Below are 17,922 nucleotides of genomic sequence, written 5' to 3' on the forward strand. Positions count from 1 at the left end.
TCTTAAGCAGCTGGAGCAACCGGAGCCGCCGGGGCGCGTCGATAAGCCAGCCAGATCAGGAACAGACCGCCGACGATCATCGGTACGCACAACACTTGGCCCATGGTCAGCCAGTTCCAGGCCAGATAGCCCAGTTGCGCATCCGGCACGCGAACGAATTCGACGATGAAACGGAAGATGCCATAGAACAGCGCGAACATCCCGGACACCGCCATGGTCGGCCGCGGCTTGCGCGAGAACAGCCAGAGGATCGCGAACAGCGCCACGCCTTCCAGCGCGAACTGGTACAGCTGCGACGGATGACGCGCCAGTTGCGCCGGATCGGTCGGGAAGACCATCGCCCACGGCACGTCGGTCGCCTTGCCCCACAACTCGGCGTTGATGAAGTTACCGATGCGCCCGGCACCCAGGCCGATCGGCACCATCGGTGCGACGAAGTCCATCAGCTGGAAGAACGACTTGTTGTTCTTTTTACCGAACCACAGCGCCGCCAGCATCACGCCGATAAAGCCGCCATGGAACGACATGCCGCCCTTCCATACTTCGAAAATCAGCAGTGGGTTGGCGATGTAGGCGCTCAGGTCGTAGAACAGCACATAACCCAAGCGGCCGCCGACGATAACGCCCATCGACATCCAGAACACCATGTCGGAGAGTTTCTCTTTGCTCCAGGTCGGATCGAAGCGGTTCAGCCGACGGGACGCCAACAGCCATGCACCGCCGATGCCGATCAGGTACATCAGGCCGTACCAATGGATTTTCAGCGGACCGATGGCCAGGGCCACCGGGTCGATCTGCGGGTAAGGCAGCATTGCGACTCCTCGTTAGAGTTGAAACCTTCAAAATTCCCGGGTGACGCTGTCACACCAGGATTAAGCCAGGATTGCGCTACGCGTCAGAGCAAGAAGCTCAAGCCGACGCAAAACAGCAAAGCGGCAAACAGTCTTTTCAGCAAGCGCGGCGACAGCGTGTGGGCCAGTCGCGCACCGAGGCGGGCGAATACCATGCTGGTCAGGGCGATCCCCAGCAGCGCCGGCAAATAAACAAAACCGAGACTATGGGCCGGCAGCAGTGGATCGTGCCACCCCAGAATCATGAAACTTAATGCACTGGCCAAGGCGATGGGCAGGCCACAGGCCGACGAAGTGGCCACCGCTTGCTGCATCGGTACGCTGCGCCAGGTCAGGAACGGCACGGTCAACGAGCCGCCGCCAATTCCGAAAATCGCCGAGGCCCAGCCAATCACGCTGCCGGCCACGGTCAGACCGACTTTGCCCGGCACCGTTCGGCTGGCCTTGGGTTTGAAGTCCAAAGCGAGTTGAACAGCGATGATCAGCGCGAATACGCCAATGATCTTCTGTAAATTCGGCCCGGAGATCGCTTCGGCGGTCAGCGCGCCGAAACCGGCACCGACCAGAATGCCCAGCGTCATCCAGGCAAAAATCGGCCAACGCACGGCGCCGCGGCGATGATGCTCGCGAACCGCATTGACCGACGTAAAGATGATCGTCGCCAGCGAGGTGCCGACTGCCAGATGCGTCAGGATCGACGGATCGAATCCCTGCAAAGTGAAACTGAACACCAGCACCGGGACAATGATGATCCCGCCGCCTACCCCGAACAGCCCGGCCAGCACGCCCGCACAGGCGCCCAGCGCCAGATAGAGCAGAAATTCCATGGCCACATCCCCAAGCATCCCAAATCAGGAGCGGCATGGTAACGGATGCATGGCCTCGGGCTCCACTGTGGATGGCGATGGATCGATGAGCGATGTCTGCGTAGAGTGAGCAAAAAACACACAAGGACCACCTTATGTGCCTGATTGTTTTTGCCTGGCGGCCGGGTCATGCCCAGCCGCTGATCGTGGCGGCCAACCGCGACGAATTCTATGCCCGGCCCAGCCTGCCCCTGGCGCAATGGCCGCATGCCCCACATGTGTATGCCGGTCGCGACCTTGAGGCCGGCGGTACGTGGCTCGGTGTCGGCGCCAACAGGCGCTTCGCGGCACTGACCAACATTCGTGATCCCCTTCAGCCACCGGCGCGCAAGTCGCGGGGTGAACTGGTGGCGCAGTTTCTCAGTGGGGATATGTCGCTTGAAGACTATTTAAACGACGTTATCCGACGTTCGCCTGAATACGCCGGGTTTAATCTGTTAATCGGTAACGCCAGCGAGTTGTGGCACTTCAATGCTCGGGAGACCGAAGCGGTCAGGCTCAAGCCTGGGGTTTATGGGTTATCGAACGCAGGGCTGGATACGTCATGGCCAAAAGTGCTCAAGGCCAAGGCAGCGTTGAGCGAGGTGCTGGACGATCCGCAGCCGCAGGCACTATTGGCCTTGCTGAGCGATCCGCAGACGGCGCCGCTTGCCGAGCTGCCGGACACCGGCGTGGGGCAGGCTACCGAGACGTTGTTGTCGAGCGTGTTTATCAAGAGTCCGACTTACGGGACACGGGCGAGCACGGCGTTGATCGTGCAGGCGGATGGAGTGCGGCATATGGTCGAGCGGAGCTTCGGACCGTATGGGGGGCATTTGGGGGAAGTTGAGGTCAGGATTTGAAGGTCGAGCGATAAACTGTGGCGAGGGAGCTTGCTCCCGCTCGGTTGCGCAGCAGCCGCGAAACCAGACAACCGTGTCTCAATGAAAGAACACGGTTACCTGAATCGGGAGTCCTTCGGCCTCCAGCGGGAGCAAGCTCCCTCGCCACAGGCCCTCAGCGTTTTAGAGGGTTTTGACCGAAGCCGGATTAATCATCCGCGCCAACCCAAGGTTCTTCAGCGCCAGTTGCAGCGAGCTGTGGATAACTTGCGGGTTGTCGATGGTCATCAGCTCCGCCAGCAACTCCTTGGCCTTGCTCAGATTGATCTGACGCAGCATCCACTTCACTTTCGGCAAGTTGGTGGCGTTCATCGACAGGCTGTCGAAGCCCATCGCCATCAACAGCACTGCCGCTGCCGGGTCACCGGCCATTTCGCCGCAGATACTCACGGGCTTGCCTTCGGCATGAGCGTCGCGCACCACGTTCTGCAAGGCTTGCAACACGGCCGGATGCAGGTAGTCGTAAAGGTCGGCCACCCGTGGGTTGTTGCGGTCCACGGCCAGCAGGTACTGGGTCAGGTCATTGGAGCCGACCGACAGGAAGTCCACTTGCCGCGCCAGTTCCTTGGTCTGATACACCGCCGCCGGAATCTCGATCATCACGCCAACCGGCGGCATCGGCACGTCGGTGCCTTCGTCGCGGACTTCGCCCCAGGCCCGATGGATCAGGTGCAGGGCTTCTTCCAGTTCGTGAGTGCCGGAAATCATCGGCAGCAGAATGCGCAGGTTGTTCAGGCCTTCACTGGCCTTGAGCATGGCGCGGGTCTGCACCAGGAAGATTTCCGGGTGGTCGAGGGTCACACGAATGCCGCGCCAGCCGAGGAACGGGTTGTCTTCTTTGATCGGGAAGTACGACAGCGCCTTGTCGCCGCCGATGTCCAGGCTGCGCATGGTCACCGGTTGCGGATGGAACGCGGCGAGCTGCTCGCGATAGATCGCCAGCTGTTCCTTTTCGCTCGGGAAGCGCTGGTTGATCATGAACGGCACTTCGGTGCGGTACAGGCCTACGCCCTCGGCACCGCGTTTTTGCGCCCGCGCCACGTCCGCCAGCAGGCCGGTGTTGACCCACAGCGGCATGCGGTGGCCGTCGACCGTTACGCACGGCAGGTCACGCAATGCATCCAGCCCGAGGGCCAGTTGCTTCTCTTCCTCGACCACGTCGGCGAACTGCTTGCGCAGCACGTCACTGGGGTTGGTATAAACCTCGCCGTGGTAGCCGTCGACGATCATCTGGATGCCGTCGACCTTGGAATACGGCAGGTCGACCAGGCCCATCACCGTCGGGATACCCATGGCGCGTGCCAGGATCGCCACGTGGGAGTTACCGGAGCCGAGTACCGACACCAGACCGACCAGCTTGCCTTCCGGCACCTCGCCGAGCATCGCCGGCGTCAGTTCTTCGCTGACCAGAATGGTGTTATCGGGGTAGACCAGCGTCTGCTGCCGCTCTTCCTGCAAGTAGGCGAGCAAGCGACGGCCGAGGTCTTTGACGTCCGAGGCGCGCTCACGCAGGTAGGCGTCGTCCATCAATTCGAAACGGTTGACGTGTTCGGTGACCACCTGACGCAACGCGCCCTGAGCCCACTGACCGGTCTTGATCACGGTGGTGATTTCACTACCGAGCGAGGCATCGTCAAGCATCATCAGGTAAACGTCGAACAGCGCTCGCTCTTCCGGCCGCAGCTGGGTCGCCAGCTTGGCGGACAAGGCGCGCATGTCGGCGCGCACGCCTTCAATGGCGGTCTTGAACAGCGCAAGCTCTGCATCAATGTCGCTGATGGTCTTGTCCGGCACCACGTCCAGATCGGCCGGTGGCAGCATGACGACCGCGGTACCGACCGCCGCGCCCGGCGAACCCGGTACGCCAATGAACTTTGCTTCCTGGATGCCTTTGCCCTGACGACCCAGGCCGCGGATCGAACCGGTGGCCTCGGCGTGAGCGATAACACCGGCGAGCTGCGCGCTCATGGTCACGAGGAAGGCTTCTTCACCTTCATCGAACTGGCGGCGTTCCTTTTGCTGAATGACCAACACGCCGACGACGCGACGGTGGTGAATGATCGGCGCCCCGAGGAACGACGCGTAGCGCTCTTCACCGGTCTCGGCGAAGTAACGGTAGCGCGGGTGATCCGCGGCGTTTTCGAGGTTCAGGGGTTCTTCACGCGTGCCGACCAGGCCGACCAGACCTTCGTTGGGTGCCATGCTGACTTTGCCGATCGAGCGCTTGTTCAAGCCCTCGGTGGCCATCAGCACGAAGCGGTTGGTCTCTGGGTCAAGCAGGTAGACCGAGCAGACCTGGCTGCCCATGGCCTCTTTGACGCGCAACACAATAATCCCCAACGCCGCCTTGAGATCCTTGGCGGAGTTAACTTCCTGGACGATCTTGCGCAGCGTATTGAGCATGGCTCGGGGTCGAACTCCGTCGTCAGTCGCGCGCTAAAAGGCGCGGGGCAAGCTCTTTGAGAGCGCGTCGATACACCTCGCGCTTGAATGTCACCACCTGGCCCAACGGATACCAATAACTGACCCAGCGCCAGCCATCGAATTCCGGTTTACCGGTCAAATCCATCCGCACCCGCTGCTCGTTGGAGATCAGGCGCAGGAGAAACCATTTCTGTTTCTGGCCGATGCACAGCGGTTGGCTGTGCGTTCTGACCAAGCGTTGCGGCAAACGATAACGCAACCAGCCCCGGGTGCAGGCGAGAATTTCAACATCTTCGCGCTCCAGGCCCACTTCTTCGTTCAACTCGCGGTACAAGGCGTCTTCCGGCGTCTCCTGGGGGTTGATCCCGCCCTGTGGAAACTGCCAGGCATCTTGATTGATACGGCGAGCCCATAGCACCTGGCCAGCATCATTCGTCAGAATGATCCCGACATTGGGGCGGAAACCATCGGGGTCGATCACGGCAACAACCTCGCAAACGCATGTCGTCGCATTGTTCCACAAAGGTTGTGAAAGCAGCAACGCGCCGACCTACCTTATGTGCACTCTTGTGAAAAGTCCGTATTCTGGACACCTTTCTACAGACTTTTCAGCGAGTAACTTCAATGCGGCTGGCTTTATTCGACTTGGACAACACGCTTCTGGGCGGTGACAGTGACCACGCCTGGGGCGATTATCTGTGCGAACGCGGCTTCCTCGACGCCGTCGCCTACAAGGCACGCAACGACGAGTTCTATCAGGACTACCTGGCCGGCAAGCTGGATAACGACGCGTACCTGAACTTCTGCCTGGAAGTCCTCGGTCGCACCGACATGGCCACGCTGGGTCAATGGCACATGGACTACATGCGCGACTGCATCGAACCGATCGTGCTGGCCAAGGGCCTCGATCTGTTGGCCCAACACCGCGAGGCTGGCGACAAGCTGGTGATCATCACCGCCACCAACCGCTTTGTGACCGGGCCGATTGCCACGCGCTTAGGCGTTGAAACCCTGATCGCCACCGAATGCGAAATGATCGACGGCCGTTACAGCGGGCGCAGCACCGATGTCCCGTGCTTCCGTGAAGGCAAGGTGACACGCTTGAATCGTTGGCTGGAAGAAACTGGCCACAGCCTGGAGGACAGCTATTTCTACAGCGACTCGATGAATGATTTGGCGTTGCTGGAGCAAGTAACGAATCCGATCGCTGTCGATCCAGACCCGAACCTGCGGGCCGAGGCCGAGAAACGGGGTTGGCCGGTGATTTCGTTGCGCGATTGAGATCGCCTTCGCGGGCAAGCCCGCTCCCACAGGGATCTCTGTTGTAAATACTATCTATGCCACACAGCAGAACCTTGTGGGAGCGGGCTTGCCCGCGATTGGGTCGACTCGGTCTGAAGCCTTAAACCGGCTTGGCCCCCATCAACCCCGCAATGGCGATAAAGCAGACAAAACTGAACAGCGCCAACGCAAACGTAAACTTCCCACTCCCCCCCGTCGGCGCCGTGCGCAGCCGATTGAGCCGCACCAGCAGCCAGAACCAGCCCAGTACCGCCACGGTGTAGAGCACACTGGACGCCAGCAGCCAGGTCTGCCCCAACGGCCAGCCCACCAGATGCACCATCCACCACCCGGTGAACGGCATGCTCAGCAACGCCAGCCCCATCAATAGCCAGATGAACACCTGCGCCCGTCGCAAGGTACGAACATGAGCCGTCGCATCACCGTTACGGCGTGTGCGCCAGACCCAGATCGCCAGCCCCGGTGCGCTGATCAACAGCAGCACTGTCGCCACGGCATGAGCGATTTTGAGGGTGGTTAACGTTTCCATTGTTCGATTTCCTTATGGCCTGCTCGTCAGCGTAGCCGTTCAGCCGAGAAAAAGCTGATAGGCCGGGTTGTCGCTTTCGTCCCAGTACGGGTAGCCGATTTCTTCCAGTGCAGCGGGTACCAGATGACGCTCGTCGTGCGGCACTTGCAGGCCCGCGACCACACGGCCATCCGCGGCGCCGTGGTTACGGTAGTGGAACATCGAAATGTTCCAGCGCCCGCCGAGCTTGTTGAGGAAGTTGAACAACGCGCCCGGACGCTCCGGAAACTCGAAGCGCAGCACCACTTCATCGACCACATGCACAGCACGCCCGCCAACCATATGGCGGATGTGCAACTTGGCCAGCTCGTTGTCGGTCAGGTCGAGCACCGGGAAACCCTGCTCGGTGAGGCTGGCGAGCAGCGCACTTCGTGGATCGCTTTCCGGATGGGTCTGCACGCCGACAAAGATGTGCGCTTCGCTGCCGGTGTTGTAGCGGTAGTTGAATTCGGTGATCTGCCGTTTGCCGATCGCTTCACAGAACGCCTTGAAGCTGCCCGGTTTCTCGGGGATGGTCACGGCGATGATCGCTTCGCGGCCCTCGCCCAGCTCGGCGCGCTCGGCGACATGGCGAAGGCGGTCGAAGTTGACGTTGGCACCGGAGTCGATGGCAACGAAGGTGTGGCCGGTGACGCTGTGTTGCTCAACGTATTTCTTGATCCCGGCCACGCCCAAGGCGCCGGCAGGCTCGGTGATCGAGCGGGTATCGTCGTAGATATCCTTGATTGCGGCACAGATCTCGTCGGTGCTGACGGTTAACACTTCATCAACGTAGTCTTTGCAGATATCGAAAGTGTGCTGGCCGATCTGCGCCACCGCGACGCCGTCGGCAAACAGGCCCACGGTCGGCAGCACCACGCGCTCGCCGGCCGCCATGGCGGCTTGCAGGCAGTTGGAGTCATCCGGTTCGACGCCGATGATTTTGATGTCCGGGCGCAGGTATTTCACGTACGCCGCGATCCCGGCAATCAGCCCGCCGCCGCCCACAGGAACGAAAATCGCATCCAGACGCCCCGGGTGCTGGCGCAGAATCTCCATGGCCACCGTGCCCTGCCCGGCAATGGTGTGGGGATCGTCGTAAGGGTGAATGTAGACGTAGCCTTTTTCATCGACCAGTTTCAGCGAGTAGGCCAGGGCTTCGGGGAACGAATCCCCGTGCAGCAACACTTTGCCGCCGCGCGAACGCACGCCTTCGACCTTGATCTCCGGGGTGGTCTTGGGCATCACGATGGTCGCTTTCACGCCCAATACCTTGGCGGCCAGGGCCAGGCCTTGCGCATGGTTGCCGGCCGAAGCGGTGACCACGCCGCGCGCGCGCTCTTCATCGCTCAACTGCGTCAGCTTGTTATAAGCGCCGCGAATCTTGAACGAGAACACCGGTTGCAGGTCTTCACGCTTGAGCCAGATTTCATTGCCCAGCCGCTCGGAGAGCTGGCGGGCAGTCTGTAATGGGGTTTCTACGGCAACGTCATAAACGCGCGAGGTGAGGATCTTTTTGACGTACTGTTCGAGCATCGGAAAGCATCACTGAGCGGGTTGGGCAGGACCAAGGAGTCTAACCCGGCTATTGGGCGGGCGACCACACTAAACAGATGGTTTTAGCCGCTCGCGAGCGCAAGAGACTCATTGTGGCGAGGGAGCTTGCTCCCGTTGGAGCGCGAAGCGCTCCCAAAACAGACACTCCCATTCTTTCAGACACACCGCATCAGCAGGTTTTACGACTGCTGCGCAGCCGAGCGGGAGCAAGCTCCCTCGCCACAGGCAAGCCCCCCCCGTCACCATTCGACATACCGGCAATGACCTTCCCCATCGCGAGGCCTATAATGCCGGCCTATCGTCCCCTCTTCGGCACTTCGGAGCCCGCATGACCCAGGATCAACTCAAACAGGCAGTGGCCCAGGCCGCCGTCGACTTCATCCTTCCGAAACTCGACGACAAGAGCATCGTCGGCGTCGGCACCGGCTCCACCGCCAACTGTTTCATCGACGCCCTGGCCAAGCACAAAGGCGCGTTTGACGGCGCAGTTGCCAGCTCCGAAGCCACCGCCGCTCGCCTCAAGGGCCACGGCATTCCGGTGTATGAACTCAATACCGTCAGCGATCTGGAGTTCTATGTCGACGGCGCCGACGAAAGCGATGAACACCTGAACCTGATCAAAGGCGGCGGCGCAGCCCTGACCCGCGAGAAGATCGTGGCGGCCGTGGCCAAGACCTTTATCTGCATCGCCGACGCCAGCAAACTGGTGCCGGTCCTCGGTGCGTTCCCGCTGCCGGTGGAAGTGATCCCGATGGCCCGCAGCCATGTGGCCCGCGAACTGGTGAAGCTCGGCGGCGACCCGGTCTACCGTGAAGGCGTGCTGACCGACAACGGCAACATCATCCTCGACGTGTTCAACATGCAGATCACCAACCCGGTGGAGCTGGAAACACAGATCAACGCCATCGTCGGCGTGGTCACCAACGGTTTGTTCGCGGCCCGCCCGGCCGACTTGCTGCTGCTGGGAACGAGTGAAGGTGTGAAAACCCTGCGCGCCCAGTAAGCGAAATTGCCCACATATCTGCGGGCAGATGAAATACCTGTGGGAGCGGGCTTGCCCGCGATGGGGCCGTCACATTCAACATTGATGTTGACTGAAAGGCCGCTATCGCGGGCAAGCCCGCTCCCACGGTGTTTTGGGGTGTTTGTCAGGGTTGTGCCGGTTTTTTGAAGACGTAGAAAAGGTTTGGCTCGCTGACGAGGTACAGGGTGCCGTCGTCATCCATGGCGATGCCTTCCGCTTGCGGCACAGGCTTGCGCAATCCCTGACGGCCCTTGCTCAGTGACAGCGTGCTCAGCGGTCGCCCATCCACATCCAGCTCCAGAATCAGCCGCGACTCATCGGACAGCGCCAGCAGATGGCCGCTGCGCTCGTCGTATTGCAGGCTCGACAGGTCTCTCACGAACATTCCGGCATCGCGCCTGGGGTTGTTCACCACGTGCACCGCGTAGGATTTCTCCGGGTTGTAATGGGGAAAGCCCTGCACTTCGTAGATCAGCATCGGGTCGCGCTCCTTGGCGACGAACAGGCGCTTGCCCACCGAATCATAGGCCAGCCCTTCGAACCCCTTGTTGCCGCCCATGTGCACACCGAGGGTCATCTGTTCGGCATCCGCCGCATCCAGGAACGTCGTGCCCTTCTCCAGATGAATCTTTATCAGCCGTTGCTGGCGCTCGTCGGTGATCACGTAAGTGTCAGCGCTGATGAACTCCACCGCTTCCGGATCGCCAAACCCGACCAGCGCCACACGCCGCAGGATTTTGCCCTCCAGGGACAATTCGATCAGCTCGGCGTTTTTGTTGGTGACGGTGAACAGGCTTTTGCGCACAGGATCGAAGGTCAGCGCTGAAACATCGTCGTCCAGACCGTCAATGACTCGCGCCTCGATCGCGACCTGATACTGATCCAGACCAATGGACTGGGCATTCATCGGCTGCCACAGCGCCTGCACATTGAACCAGGTGCGCTCGAACAGGCGCAGGTACTGGCCGACGGCAACCAGCACACTCAGTGCAATGACCGACAGAATCAGTATCAGGGGCTTGGGACGGACAAGTCGGTGCATTCAGGCAGCTCGAAAACAGGACGGGCGGATGAAATACCACGGCTGTATGAATTCAAGCTTAATGGCCACTGGCCTTCGACCACAACCATCGAACTCGCAGGAGCTGCCGAAGGCTGCGATCTTTTGATCTTCTGGCGGTGCTGACATGACTAAAGATCAAGATCATCGCAGCCTGCGGCAGCTCCCACAGGGTCAGCGTTGTTTTTCGAAGCGGTAGAACAGGTTCGGCTCGCTCACCATGTAGAGCGTGCCCGCCTCGTCAATGGTCACGCCTTCGGCGCGGGGAATGGTTTTTTTCAGGCCGTTGAAACCACCGAACAAGGTCATGAAACTGACCTGCTCGCCTTTCTCGTCCAATTCCAGCAACAAGTGAGAGTCGGCGGACAGCACCAGGGTATGGCCGGTGCGCGAGTCGATGGCCAAGGCCGACAAATTGCGGATATCCAGTGCATCGCTGGGCAGTTTTTGCTTGTCGCCCTTGAGGGTCTGGCTGCCGTCGCTTTTCCAGCTGAACAACGCCGGCGGACGTTCTTCACCCAACAGCAGCTGCTGGTTGTGTGCATCCCAGACGACGGCTTCGAAGGCTTTATTCTGGTCTTTCGACGGGCCGAGGTCGTATTTCGGGAAATTGGCGATGTTCAGCTCGCGGGTATCGGCATCGACCTTGACGATGGAGAGCAGGTGTTCGCGCTCATCGGTAATCGCCAGCAGACCGTTGCCCATTGCCGTCACCCCTTCCGGGTTGCTCCAGCCTACCAGCGGCATCTTGCGCAATACGTCGCCCTGCAACGTCAGCTCGACCAGGAACGGGTGCTTGCCCATCACCGCAAACAGAGTTTTGGTCTGCGGGTCATAAGACACATCCGAGGCTTCGTCCGTCTCCATGCCCGGCAGCAGCTTGGCGTCGATCACCGCCCGGTAATCCGGCAGCCAGACACTCTCCTGACGTTCGGCCGGACTTTCGAAGCGCTCCTTCACCCAGAGTACGCCGCGATCATCCCAATGCATCGCAAACGCAAGGCCATATGCAGCGACCGCCGCCAGTAAAAGCCAGGAATACCAACGCATGACAAAGCGCGAGCGGCGGGCAATTTTCAGCTTGGGCAGCGGTTGGGTGGTCATGCAGGGATGCGTTCCAGAAAATCAGGCTATAGGTAATAGCACATTGAGGCAGGCTCAGACGCCAGAAGCCCCGGAATTATCCAGATACGATGTGAAAAAAACGGGAAATGGCGGGATCGCCCTTCTATGGCCGATCACAAAACAAATGTGGGAGCGAGCCTGCTCGCGATGGCGGTGTAACAGTCAACATAGATGTTGAATGTTATGGACTCATCGCGAGCAGGCTCGCTCCCACAGGGTTTTGCGGTGTTGGTGCTAGCGGACGCTGCTGGTGAAACGGCTGACGCCCGGCAATTCGAGCACCAGTTCGTCGCCGACATTCAGCGGGCCAACGCCCACCGGCGTGCCAGTGAGGATCACATCACCGGCCTGCAGCGAGAAGCAGCCGGCCATGTACTGGATCATCGGTACGATCGGATTGAGCATGTCCTTGCTGTTGCCATCTTGGCGGACCTCGCCATTGATGGTCAGGCGAATGGCGATGTCGGTCAGGTCGGCAAAGGTGCTGCCGGCCACGAACGGTGCAATCACCGCCGCACCGTCGAAGGACTTGGCGATTTCCCACGGCAGGCCCTTGGCTTTCAGCTCAGCCTGTTTGTCGCGCAGGGTCAGGTCCAGGGCCGGGGCGAATCCGGAGATGGCATCCAGCACTTCTTCACGACTTGGCTTGGTCGACAACGGTTTGCCGATCAACACGGCGATTTCTGCCTCGTAATGCACCGAGCCACGCTCGGTCGGAATGCTGAAACCGTCTTCCAGCGGCACCACGCAACTGCCGGGCTTGATGAACAGCAGTGGCTCGGTAGGCACCGGGTTGTCCAGTTCCTTGGCGTGTTCGGCGTAGTTGCGGCCGATGCACACCACCTTCCCCAGCGGGAAATGAATTCGCGTACCGTCGACATACTGGTGCTGATAGCTCATTACCGACTCCTGCTTCGTGCTCTTAAATTCGAAGAATCAAACAGCGAAAATCTTGCCCGGGTTCATGATGCCGTTCGGGTCGAATACCGCTTTGACGGCTTTCATGTACTCGATCTCAACCGGGGAACGGCTATAGGTCAAGTAGTCACGCTTGGTCATGCCCACGCCGTGCTCGGCGGAAATCGAACCGTTGTACTTCTCGACGGTTTCGAACACCCACTTGTTGACGGTGGCGCATTTGGCGAAGAACTCGTCCTTGCTCAGGTTATCCGGCTTGAGGATGTTCAAGTGCAGGTTGCCATCGCCGATGTGGCCGAACCAGACGATTTCGAAATCCGGGTAGTGCTCGCCGACGATCGCGTCGATTTCCTTCAGGAACACCGGAACTTTCGACACAGTGACCGAAATGTCGTTTTTGTACGGCGTCCAGTGGGAAATGGTTTCGGAGATGTACTCGCGCAACTTCCAGAGGTTCTGCAACTGGGTTTCGCTCTGGCTCATCACGCCGTCCAGCACCCAGCCCTGCTCGACGCAGTGCTCGAAGGTTTCCAGGGCGTGGTTGGCCACTTCTTCGGTGGTCGCTTCGAATTCCAGCAGCGCATAGAACGGGCAGTCGGATTCGAATGGCGCCGGCACATCGCCGCGCGCCATGACCTTGGCCAGGGCCTTGTCAGAGAAGAATTCGAACGCGGTCAGGTCCAGTTTGCTCTGGAACGCGTGCAATACCGGCATGATCGAATCGAAATCGGCGGTGCCGAGGACCATCGCGGTGAGGTTTTTCGGCGCACGGTCCAGACGCATGGTGGCCTCGACCACAAAGCCCAGGGTGCCTTCGGCGCCAATGAACAGTTGACGCAAGTCGTAGCCGGTGGCGTTCTTGATCAGGTCCTTGTTCAGTTCCAGCAGATCACCCTTGCCAGTGACGACTTTCATGCCGGCCACCCAGTTGCGGGTCATGCCGTAGCGAATCACCTTGATCCCGCCGGCATTGGTGCCGATATTGCCGCCAATCTGGCTGGAACCTGCCGAAGCGAAGTCCACCGGATAGTACAGGCCGTGCTCTTCGGCCTTGTTCTGCAATTGCTCGGTGACTACGCCCGGCTGACAAACGGCCGTGCGGTCGGTCAGGTTCACGTCGAGGATCTGGTTCATGTAGTCGAAGGACACGACCACTTCGCCATTGGCCGCCACCGCAGCCGCGGAAAGCCCGGTACGACCGCCGGACGGTACCAGCGCAACCTTGTGCTCATTGGCCCAACGGACAATGGCCTGGACCTGCTCAGTGGTCTTGGGGAACACAATGGCCGTCGGGGCCGGGGCGAAATGCTTGGTCCAATCCTTACCGTAAGCATTCAGGGAGTCGGCATCGGTCAGCACCTTGCCAGGCTCAACCAGGGTCTTCAGCTCATCAATCAGGGCAGGATTGGTCATCGACAGAACTCTCGAACATTTCATGGTCATCCTGAGAACGCTTCACGTCGCAGGAATGAGTGTTTAGCGGGGTGCATATGCTAGCATACCGACCCCGCAGGATAGTGCCCAAAGGCTGTTCTGCGGTGACGGCTTTCTTGCCGTCCGGGTCAGCCTCTGTTGACCACTTCCTGCCATTTTTTCTCCGGGACACAGGTTTACGCAGATGAGCAAGACTTCTCTCGATAAGAGCAAGATCAAGTTCCTTCTTCTCGAAGGCGTCCACCAATCGGCTGTCGACGTCCTCAAGGCGGCGGGCTACACCAGCATCGAGTACCTCACAGGTTCTCTGCCGGAAGCCCAGCTGAAGGAAAAGATCGCTGATGCTCACTTCATCGGCATTCGCTCCCGCACTCAACTGACCGAAGAAATCTTCGATCACGCGAAGAAACTGGTGGCTGTCGGCTGTTTCTGCATCGGCACCAACCAGGTCGACCTCAACGCGGCTCGCGAACGCGGTATCGCGGTATTCAACGCGCCGTACTCCAACACTCGCTCCGTTGCCGAGCTGGTACTGGCCGAGGCGATCCTGTTGCTGCGCGGCATCCCAGAGAAGAACGCTTCCTGCCACCGTGGCGGCTGGATCAAGAGCGCAGCCAACTCCTTCGAAATCCGCGGCAAGAAGCTGGGTATCGTCGGTTACGGCTCGATCGGTACTCAACTGTCTGTTCTGGCTGAAGGCCTGGGCATGCAGGTGTATTTCTACGACACCGTGACCAAGCTGCCATTGGGCAACGCAACGCAAGTTGCCAGCCTGACCGAGCTGCTGGGCATGTCCGACATCGTCACCCTGCACGTTCCGGAAACCGCTGCCACCCAGTGGATGATCGGCGAGAAGGAAATCCGCGCCATCAAGAAAGGCGGCATTCTGATCAACGCCGCGCGCGGCACTGTTGTTGAACTGGACGCCCTGGCGGACGCGATCAAGGACAAGCACCTGATCGGCGCGGCCATCGACGTATTCCCGGTGGAGCCGCGCTCCAACGAAGAAGAGTTCGAAAGCCCGCTGCGTGGCCTGGACAACGTGATCCTGACCCCGCACATCGGTGGTTCCACCGCTGAAGCGCAGGCCAACATCGGTCTGGAAGTGGCGGAAAAACTGGTCAAGTACAGCGACAACGGTACGTCGGTATCGTCGGTGAACTTCCCGGAAGTGGCCCTGCCGGCTCACCCTGGCAAGCACCGCCTGCTGCACATCCACGAGAACATTCCGGGTGTGATGAGCGAGATCAACAAGGTCTTCGCCGAAAACGGCATCAACATTTCCGGTCAGTTCCTGCAGACCAACGAGAAAGTCGGTTACGTCGTGATCGACGTCGATGCCGAGTACTCGGACCTGGCGCAAGAGAAGCTGCAGCACATCAACGGCACCATTCGTTGCCGTGTATTGTTCTGATAGCGACTTGAGCGACAAAAAAGGGAGACCCAAGGGCCCAATGCCCGTCAGTTAAGACGCTCCCACGTGGATTGCGCTTAACTGACAGGCATTGACCCGAGGGTCTCCCTTTTTCATACCGGTGGAAAAATCACTTCACCGTTACGGTGATTTTCTTCGAAACGATCGGCGGATCGAACGGCATGTGACCGCTGTCGCCCAGTTCAAGCTGCAAGGTGTGCTTGCCCGGGGCCAGTTTGAGTTCAGCCTGGGTCTGCGCTTTGCCGAAGTGCATGTGATTGGCATCGTTCGGAATCGGCTGACCGGCGGCCGGCATCTTGTCGACGTCGATCAGCAGGTGATGGTGGCCGGTGTTCTTGGTGACATCACCGGCCGGCGCGAGCGCAACATCCTTGGTGCCGAACTTGACAATGAAGGTCTGCGCAACAGTGGCCCCGTCCTCGGGAGAAACGATGAATACTTCTGCCCCCTTCGGAGCCGGGGTGGCGGCACTGGCCAGCACCGAAATACCCATCAGCACACCAGCCAACGCTGCACGTGACATAAAGCTTTTCATTCTCTTCTCCAGTTTTTCCGTAAAATTCGCTCGGCCGTGAATAACTTAACGGCCATTCGTTGTCGAAGGCACTCGATAACCATAGCAAAGCGAGCCTGAACAGCGCGTCGCGATAAATGAATTCAAAGGAGTGACCATGCGTTTTTTGCCTGGCCTGATCTGCCTGCTACCCCTTTTGAGCCCCTTGGCTCATGCCGAACTGATTGACGATGTAAACGACCGCGGCGAATTGCGCATTGCCCTTGAGGCTAATACACCGCCCTTCAATTTCAAGGAAGGCGACAAACTGGCCGGGTTCGAGGTCGAGCTGGGTCAACTGCTGGCCAATGAGCTGGATGTACGGGCCGACTTCGTCGTCACCGATTCCGACGATCTGTTGACCGGCGTCGAAAGCGGCAAGTACGACGTCGCCATCAATCACATAGCACTGACTCCGGACCTGAAGGATCGTTTCGACTTCAGCGAACCTTACATTCACACCGATGCGCAATTGATCGCGCAGAAAGACGAGCAACCGCGTTCAATCCTGTTGGTGCAGTCGCTGACGGAGGAAAAGCCGAAAGCCGCCCCTGCTGTGAGCCTGGCGATTCCGTTTCAGAAGGGTAACCCGGCGTTTCACGTCAGCCTGGAAAACGCATTGCAGCGGATCAAGGCCGATGGCCGGCTGGAGGCACTGGAGCAGAAATGGTTTGGGGCGGATACGGGTGTGCCGAAACCCTGAAATCGCTCCCACATGGGTTTTGGGCAAGGCGCTAGTTCAGGGTTGCCAGAGCGTGCGCCGCTTCGGCCAAGTCCAACTCGCTGAATACCTGAACGCCATGGCGCTTGAGCAAGGCCGCTGTGACACCTTCACCGCTGACCTTCACGCCACTGAACGTCCCGTCATAGGCCAACAGATTCCCGCAGGACGGGCTGTTGGCCTTGAGAACGGCAATCCGGATGCCGTGCTGCCGCACCAGTTCCAGCGCTTGATAAGCCCCCGAAAGAAACTCGGCACTGACATCCTTGCCCTCGGTGGTGATGACCGATGCACAGCCATCAAGCACTTCACCGCCCTGCCCGCCCGGAATTTCCGCCGCGGCCCTTGGCGTCGGTAAACCACCGGCGACTTCCGGGCACAACGGCACCACCCGGCCTTCGGCAATCCACTGCTCCAACAGATCGAACGGCCCGCTGGCCCCGCCGTCATAACGGACGCGGTGACCGAGCAAACAGCGGCTTACCAGAATCTTTTGCATGATCAGAACGGCTCGTTGCCACGACGGCGGAACCAGCCCGTCAACGACAGGCGCTCTCGGGTCGCGGGCAAGACTTCGTGGGGGACTTCGCCCGACAGGAACACCACCAGGCATCCGCCGGTGGGCACCACATCGTGTTCGACGCCCTCATCCAGGTACATGCGCAACTGACCGCCATGCTCGGGCAGCCAGGCGTCATTGAGGTAGATCACCGCCGAGACCATGCGCCGGTCGTCGTCGCGGAAACGGTCGACATGCTTGAGGTAGAAAGCACCAGGCGGGTACAGGGCGAAATGGCTTTCGAAATCTTCCAGCCCCAGAAACAAGCCGCGATTCATCGCCTCGCGCAGGCTGTCCATCAACCCCAGATAGCGGTCGCAAGCCTCGACCTGACCGGGCTCGATCCACTGGATATGGTCGCCGCGAATGCCCTCACGGATCTCCGAAAACGGCCCGCGCCCCACGGCGGCCGGTGCGAGCTCGCCCTCGGCGGCACGCTTGCGGCACTCGGCCGCCAGTGCCCGGGTCAGATCCAGAGGCAGGAAAATATTCTGCCGCGACCAGCCGCGTGCAGCCAGGTCGTCGACGATACGTAACAGCAGCGGGTGATCAGAGGGTATGTGCATGGCGCGCATAGTATTCCTGTGCCCGCAAATCCGACAGAGCCGCGCAGCGGAGGATTGGTCGGATAAGGCACTCAACCTGATACGAATTCTCGACAAGTA

18 protein-coding genes are annotated in these 17,922 nt (G+C 59.9%); 5 read left to right on the plus strand and 13 right to left on the minus strand.

Annotated features, from left to right (window positions below):
• Positions 1 to 2: 2 nt before the first annotated feature.
• On the minus strand, positions 3 to 812 hold the full coding sequence (gene lgt, locus AACY49_RS06535; protein ID WP_339522486.1) for a prolipoprotein diacylglyceryl transferase: 810 nt from the start codon (positions 810 to 812) through the stop codon (positions 3 to 5).
• A gap of 83 nt (positions 813 to 895) precedes the next feature.
• A complete protein-coding gene (locus tag AACY49_RS06540) occupies positions 896 to 1,678 on the minus strand; it encodes a sulfite exporter TauE/SafE family protein (RefSeq protein WP_339522488.1) in 783 nt (260 codons plus the stop codon).
• 134 nt (positions 1,679 to 1,812) lie between these two features.
• On the opposite strand from AACY49_RS06540, the gene AACY49_RS06545 reads away from it, so the two are divergent.
• Complete coding sequence (locus AACY49_RS06545) at positions 1,813 to 2,559, plus strand: NRDE family protein (RefSeq protein WP_339522490.1); 747 nt, start codon at positions 1,813 to 1,815, stop codon at positions 2,557 to 2,559.
• 162 nt (positions 2,560 to 2,721) lie between these two features.
• Here AACY49_RS06545 and ptsP read toward each other — a convergent pair whose 3' ends face one another.
• The gene (gene ptsP, locus AACY49_RS06550) at positions 2,722 to 5,001 is read right to left on the minus strand and encodes a phosphoenolpyruvate--protein phosphotransferase (RefSeq protein WP_258698611.1); all 2,280 of its coding nucleotides are present in this window, start codon (positions 4,999 to 5,001) and stop codon (positions 2,722 to 2,724) included.
• 22 nt (positions 5,002 to 5,023) lie between these two features.
• Positions 5,024 to 5,503: an RNA pyrophosphohydrolase gene (locus AACY49_RS06555; RefSeq protein ID WP_007897732.1), complete on the minus strand. Its 480-nt coding sequence runs from the start codon at positions 5,501 to 5,503 to the stop codon at positions 5,024 to 5,026.
• Positions 5,504 to 5,646: 143 nt separating this feature from the next.
• On the opposite strand from AACY49_RS06555, the gene AACY49_RS06560 reads away from it, so the two are divergent.
• Positions 5,647 to 6,303 carry an HAD family hydrolase gene (locus AACY49_RS06560; protein ID WP_339522493.1) on the plus strand — a complete coding sequence of 219 codons (657 nt, stop codon included), beginning with the start codon at positions 5,647 to 5,649 and terminating at the stop codon, positions 6,301 to 6,303.
• 121 nt (positions 6,304 to 6,424) lie between these two features.
• Here the strand turns inward: AACY49_RS06560 and AACY49_RS06565 are convergent, their stop codons facing one another.
• Both AACY49_RS06565 and ilvA read right to left on the minus strand, forming a co-directional pair.
• Complete coding sequence (locus AACY49_RS06565; RefSeq protein ID WP_339522494.1) at positions 6,425 to 6,853, minus strand: DUF2269 domain-containing protein; 429 nt, start codon at positions 6,851 to 6,853, stop codon at positions 6,425 to 6,427.
• Positions 6,854 to 6,892: 39 nt separating this feature from the next.
• Positions 6,893 to 8,407, minus strand: a complete 1,515-nt coding sequence (ilvA, locus tag AACY49_RS06570; protein ID WP_258698608.1) for a threonine ammonia-lyase, biosynthetic — start codon at positions 8,405 to 8,407, stop codon at positions 6,893 to 6,895.
• A 349-nt stretch (positions 8,408 to 8,756) separates the two neighbouring features.
• On the opposite strand from ilvA, the gene rpiA reads away from it, so the two are divergent.
• Positions 8,757 to 9,431, plus strand: a complete 675-nt coding sequence (gene rpiA / locus AACY49_RS06575) for a ribose-5-phosphate isomerase RpiA (protein WP_111448403.1) — start codon at positions 8,757 to 8,759, stop codon at positions 9,429 to 9,431.
• Positions 9,432 to 9,576: 145 nt separating this feature from the next.
• On the opposite strand, the gene AACY49_RS06580 is transcribed toward rpiA, so the two are convergent.
• The 4 genes from AACY49_RS06580 to AACY49_RS06595 all read right to left on the minus strand — a co-directional run bounded on the left by AACY49_RS06580 (position 9,577) and on the right by AACY49_RS06595 (position 13,968).
• Positions 9,577 to 10,494, minus strand: coding sequence for an SdiA-regulated domain-containing protein (locus AACY49_RS06580; RefSeq protein ID WP_339522498.1), 918 nt, complete (start codon positions 10,492 to 10,494; stop codon positions 9,577 to 9,579).
• Between the two features lie 192 nt (positions 10,495 to 10,686).
• Complete coding sequence (locus AACY49_RS06585) at positions 10,687 to 11,616, minus strand: SdiA-regulated domain-containing protein (protein WP_258698606.1); 930 nt, start codon at positions 11,614 to 11,616, stop codon at positions 10,687 to 10,689.
• A gap of 255 nt (positions 11,617 to 11,871) precedes the next feature.
• Positions 11,872 to 12,537, minus strand: coding sequence for a fumarylacetoacetate hydrolase family protein (locus tag AACY49_RS06590; protein WP_258698605.1), 666 nt, complete (start codon positions 12,535 to 12,537; stop codon positions 11,872 to 11,874).
• A 36-nt stretch (positions 12,538 to 12,573) separates the two neighbouring features.
• Entirely contained in the window at positions 12,574 to 13,968 is a 1,395-nt protein-coding gene (locus AACY49_RS06595) for an FAD-binding oxidoreductase (RefSeq protein WP_339522501.1), read from the minus strand.
• A 205-nt stretch (positions 13,969 to 14,173) separates the two neighbouring features.
• Between AACY49_RS06595 and serA the strand changes: the two genes are divergently transcribed.
• Positions 14,174 to 15,403, plus strand: a complete 1,230-nt coding sequence (gene serA / locus AACY49_RS06600) for a phosphoglycerate dehydrogenase (RefSeq protein ID WP_223488214.1) — start codon at positions 14,174 to 14,176, stop codon at positions 15,401 to 15,403.
• 130 nt (positions 15,404 to 15,533) lie between these two features.
• Here serA and AACY49_RS06605 read toward each other — a convergent pair whose 3' ends face one another.
• Complete coding sequence (locus AACY49_RS06605; protein WP_258698604.1) at positions 15,534 to 15,959, minus strand: DUF4399 domain-containing protein; 426 nt, start codon at positions 15,957 to 15,959, stop codon at positions 15,534 to 15,536.
• Between the two features lie 136 nt (positions 15,960 to 16,095).
• Between AACY49_RS06605 and AACY49_RS06610 the strand changes: the two genes are divergently transcribed.
• The gene (locus AACY49_RS06610) at positions 16,096 to 16,680 is read left to right on the plus strand and encodes a transporter substrate-binding domain-containing protein (protein WP_320392992.1); all 585 of its coding nucleotides are present in this window, start codon (positions 16,096 to 16,098) and stop codon (positions 16,678 to 16,680) included.
• Positions 16,681 to 16,711: 31 nt separating this feature from the next.
• Here AACY49_RS06610 and AACY49_RS06615 read toward each other — a convergent pair whose 3' ends face one another.
• Entirely contained in the window at positions 16,712 to 17,197 is a 486-nt protein-coding gene (locus AACY49_RS06615; RefSeq protein WP_258698602.1) for a DUF523 domain-containing protein, read from the minus strand.
• Positions 17,198 to 17,199: 2 nt separating this feature from the next.
• Complete coding sequence (locus AACY49_RS06620) at positions 17,200 to 17,832, minus strand: 2OG-Fe(II) oxygenase (RefSeq protein WP_258698601.1); 633 nt, start codon at positions 17,830 to 17,832, stop codon at positions 17,200 to 17,202.
• Positions 17,833 to 17,922 lie beyond the last annotated feature (90 nt).

Origin of the sequence: Pseudomonas sp. EL_65y_Pfl2_R96 (assembly GCF_963970905.1) — a bacterium.
GTDB lineage: Bacteria > Pseudomonadota > Gammaproteobacteria > Pseudomonadales > Pseudomonadaceae > Aquipseudomonas.

Bases quoted from the DNA above. Each gene is read 5' to 3' on its own strand.
- AACY49_RS06545 (WP_339522490.1), top strand. From the start codon at position 1,813: ATGTGCCTGATTGTTTTTGCCTGGCGGCCGGGTCATGCCCAGCCGCTG.
- AACY49_RS06560 (WP_339522493.1), top strand. From the start codon at position 5,647: ATGCGGCTGGCTTTATTCGACTTGGACAACACGCTTCTGGGCGGTGAC.
- ptsP (WP_258698611.1), bottom strand. From the start codon at position 5,001: ATGCTCAATACGCTGCGCAAGATCGTCCAGGAAGTTAACTCCGCCAAG.
- AACY49_RS06615 (WP_258698602.1), bottom strand. From the start codon at position 17,197: ATGCAAAAGATTCTGGTAAGCCGCTGTTTGCTCGGTCACCGCGTCCGT.
- AACY49_RS06590 (WP_258698605.1), bottom strand. From the start codon at position 12,537: ATGAGCTATCAGCACCAGTATGTCGACGGTACGCGAATTCATTTCCCG.
- AACY49_RS06605 (WP_258698604.1), bottom strand. From the start codon at position 15,959: ATGAAAAGCTTTATGTCACGTGCAGCGTTGGCTGGTGTGCTGATGGGT.
- AACY49_RS06585 (WP_258698606.1), bottom strand. From the start codon at position 11,616: ATGACCACCCAACCGCTGCCCAAGCTGAAAATTGCCCGCCGCTCGCGC.
- rpiA (WP_111448403.1), top strand. From the start codon at position 8,757: ATGACCCAGGATCAACTCAAACAGGCAGTGGCCCAGGCCGCCGTCGAC.
- AACY49_RS06565 (WP_339522494.1), bottom strand. From the start codon at position 6,853: ATGGAAACGTTAACCACCCTCAAAATCGCTCATGCCGTGGCGACAGTG.
- lgt (WP_339522486.1), bottom strand. From the start codon at position 812: ATGCTGCCTTACCCGCAGATCGACCCGGTGGCCCTGGCCATCGGTCCG.
- serA (WP_223488214.1), top strand. From the start codon at position 14,174: ATGAGCAAGACTTCTCTCGATAAGAGCAAGATCAAGTTCCTTCTTCTC.
- AACY49_RS06595 (WP_339522501.1), bottom strand. From the start codon at position 13,968: ATGACCAATCCTGCCCTGATTGATGAGCTGAAGACCCTGGTTGAGCCT.
- AACY49_RS06620 (WP_258698601.1), bottom strand. From the start codon at position 17,832: ATGCGCGCCATGCACATACCCTCTGATCACCCGCTGCTGTTACGTATC.
- AACY49_RS06580 (WP_339522498.1), bottom strand. From the start codon at position 10,494: ATGCACCGACTTGTCCGTCCCAAGCCCCTGATACTGATTCTGTCGGTC.
- AACY49_RS06610 (WP_320392992.1), top strand. From the start codon at position 16,096: ATGCGTTTTTTGCCTGGCCTGATCTGCCTGCTACCCCTTTTGAGCCCC.
- AACY49_RS06540 (WP_339522488.1), bottom strand. From the start codon at position 1,678: ATGGAATTTCTGCTCTATCTGGCGCTGGGCGCCTGTGCGGGCGTGCTG.
- ilvA (WP_258698608.1), bottom strand. From the start codon at position 8,407: ATGCTCGAACAGTACGTCAAAAAGATCCTCACCTCGCGCGTTTATGAC.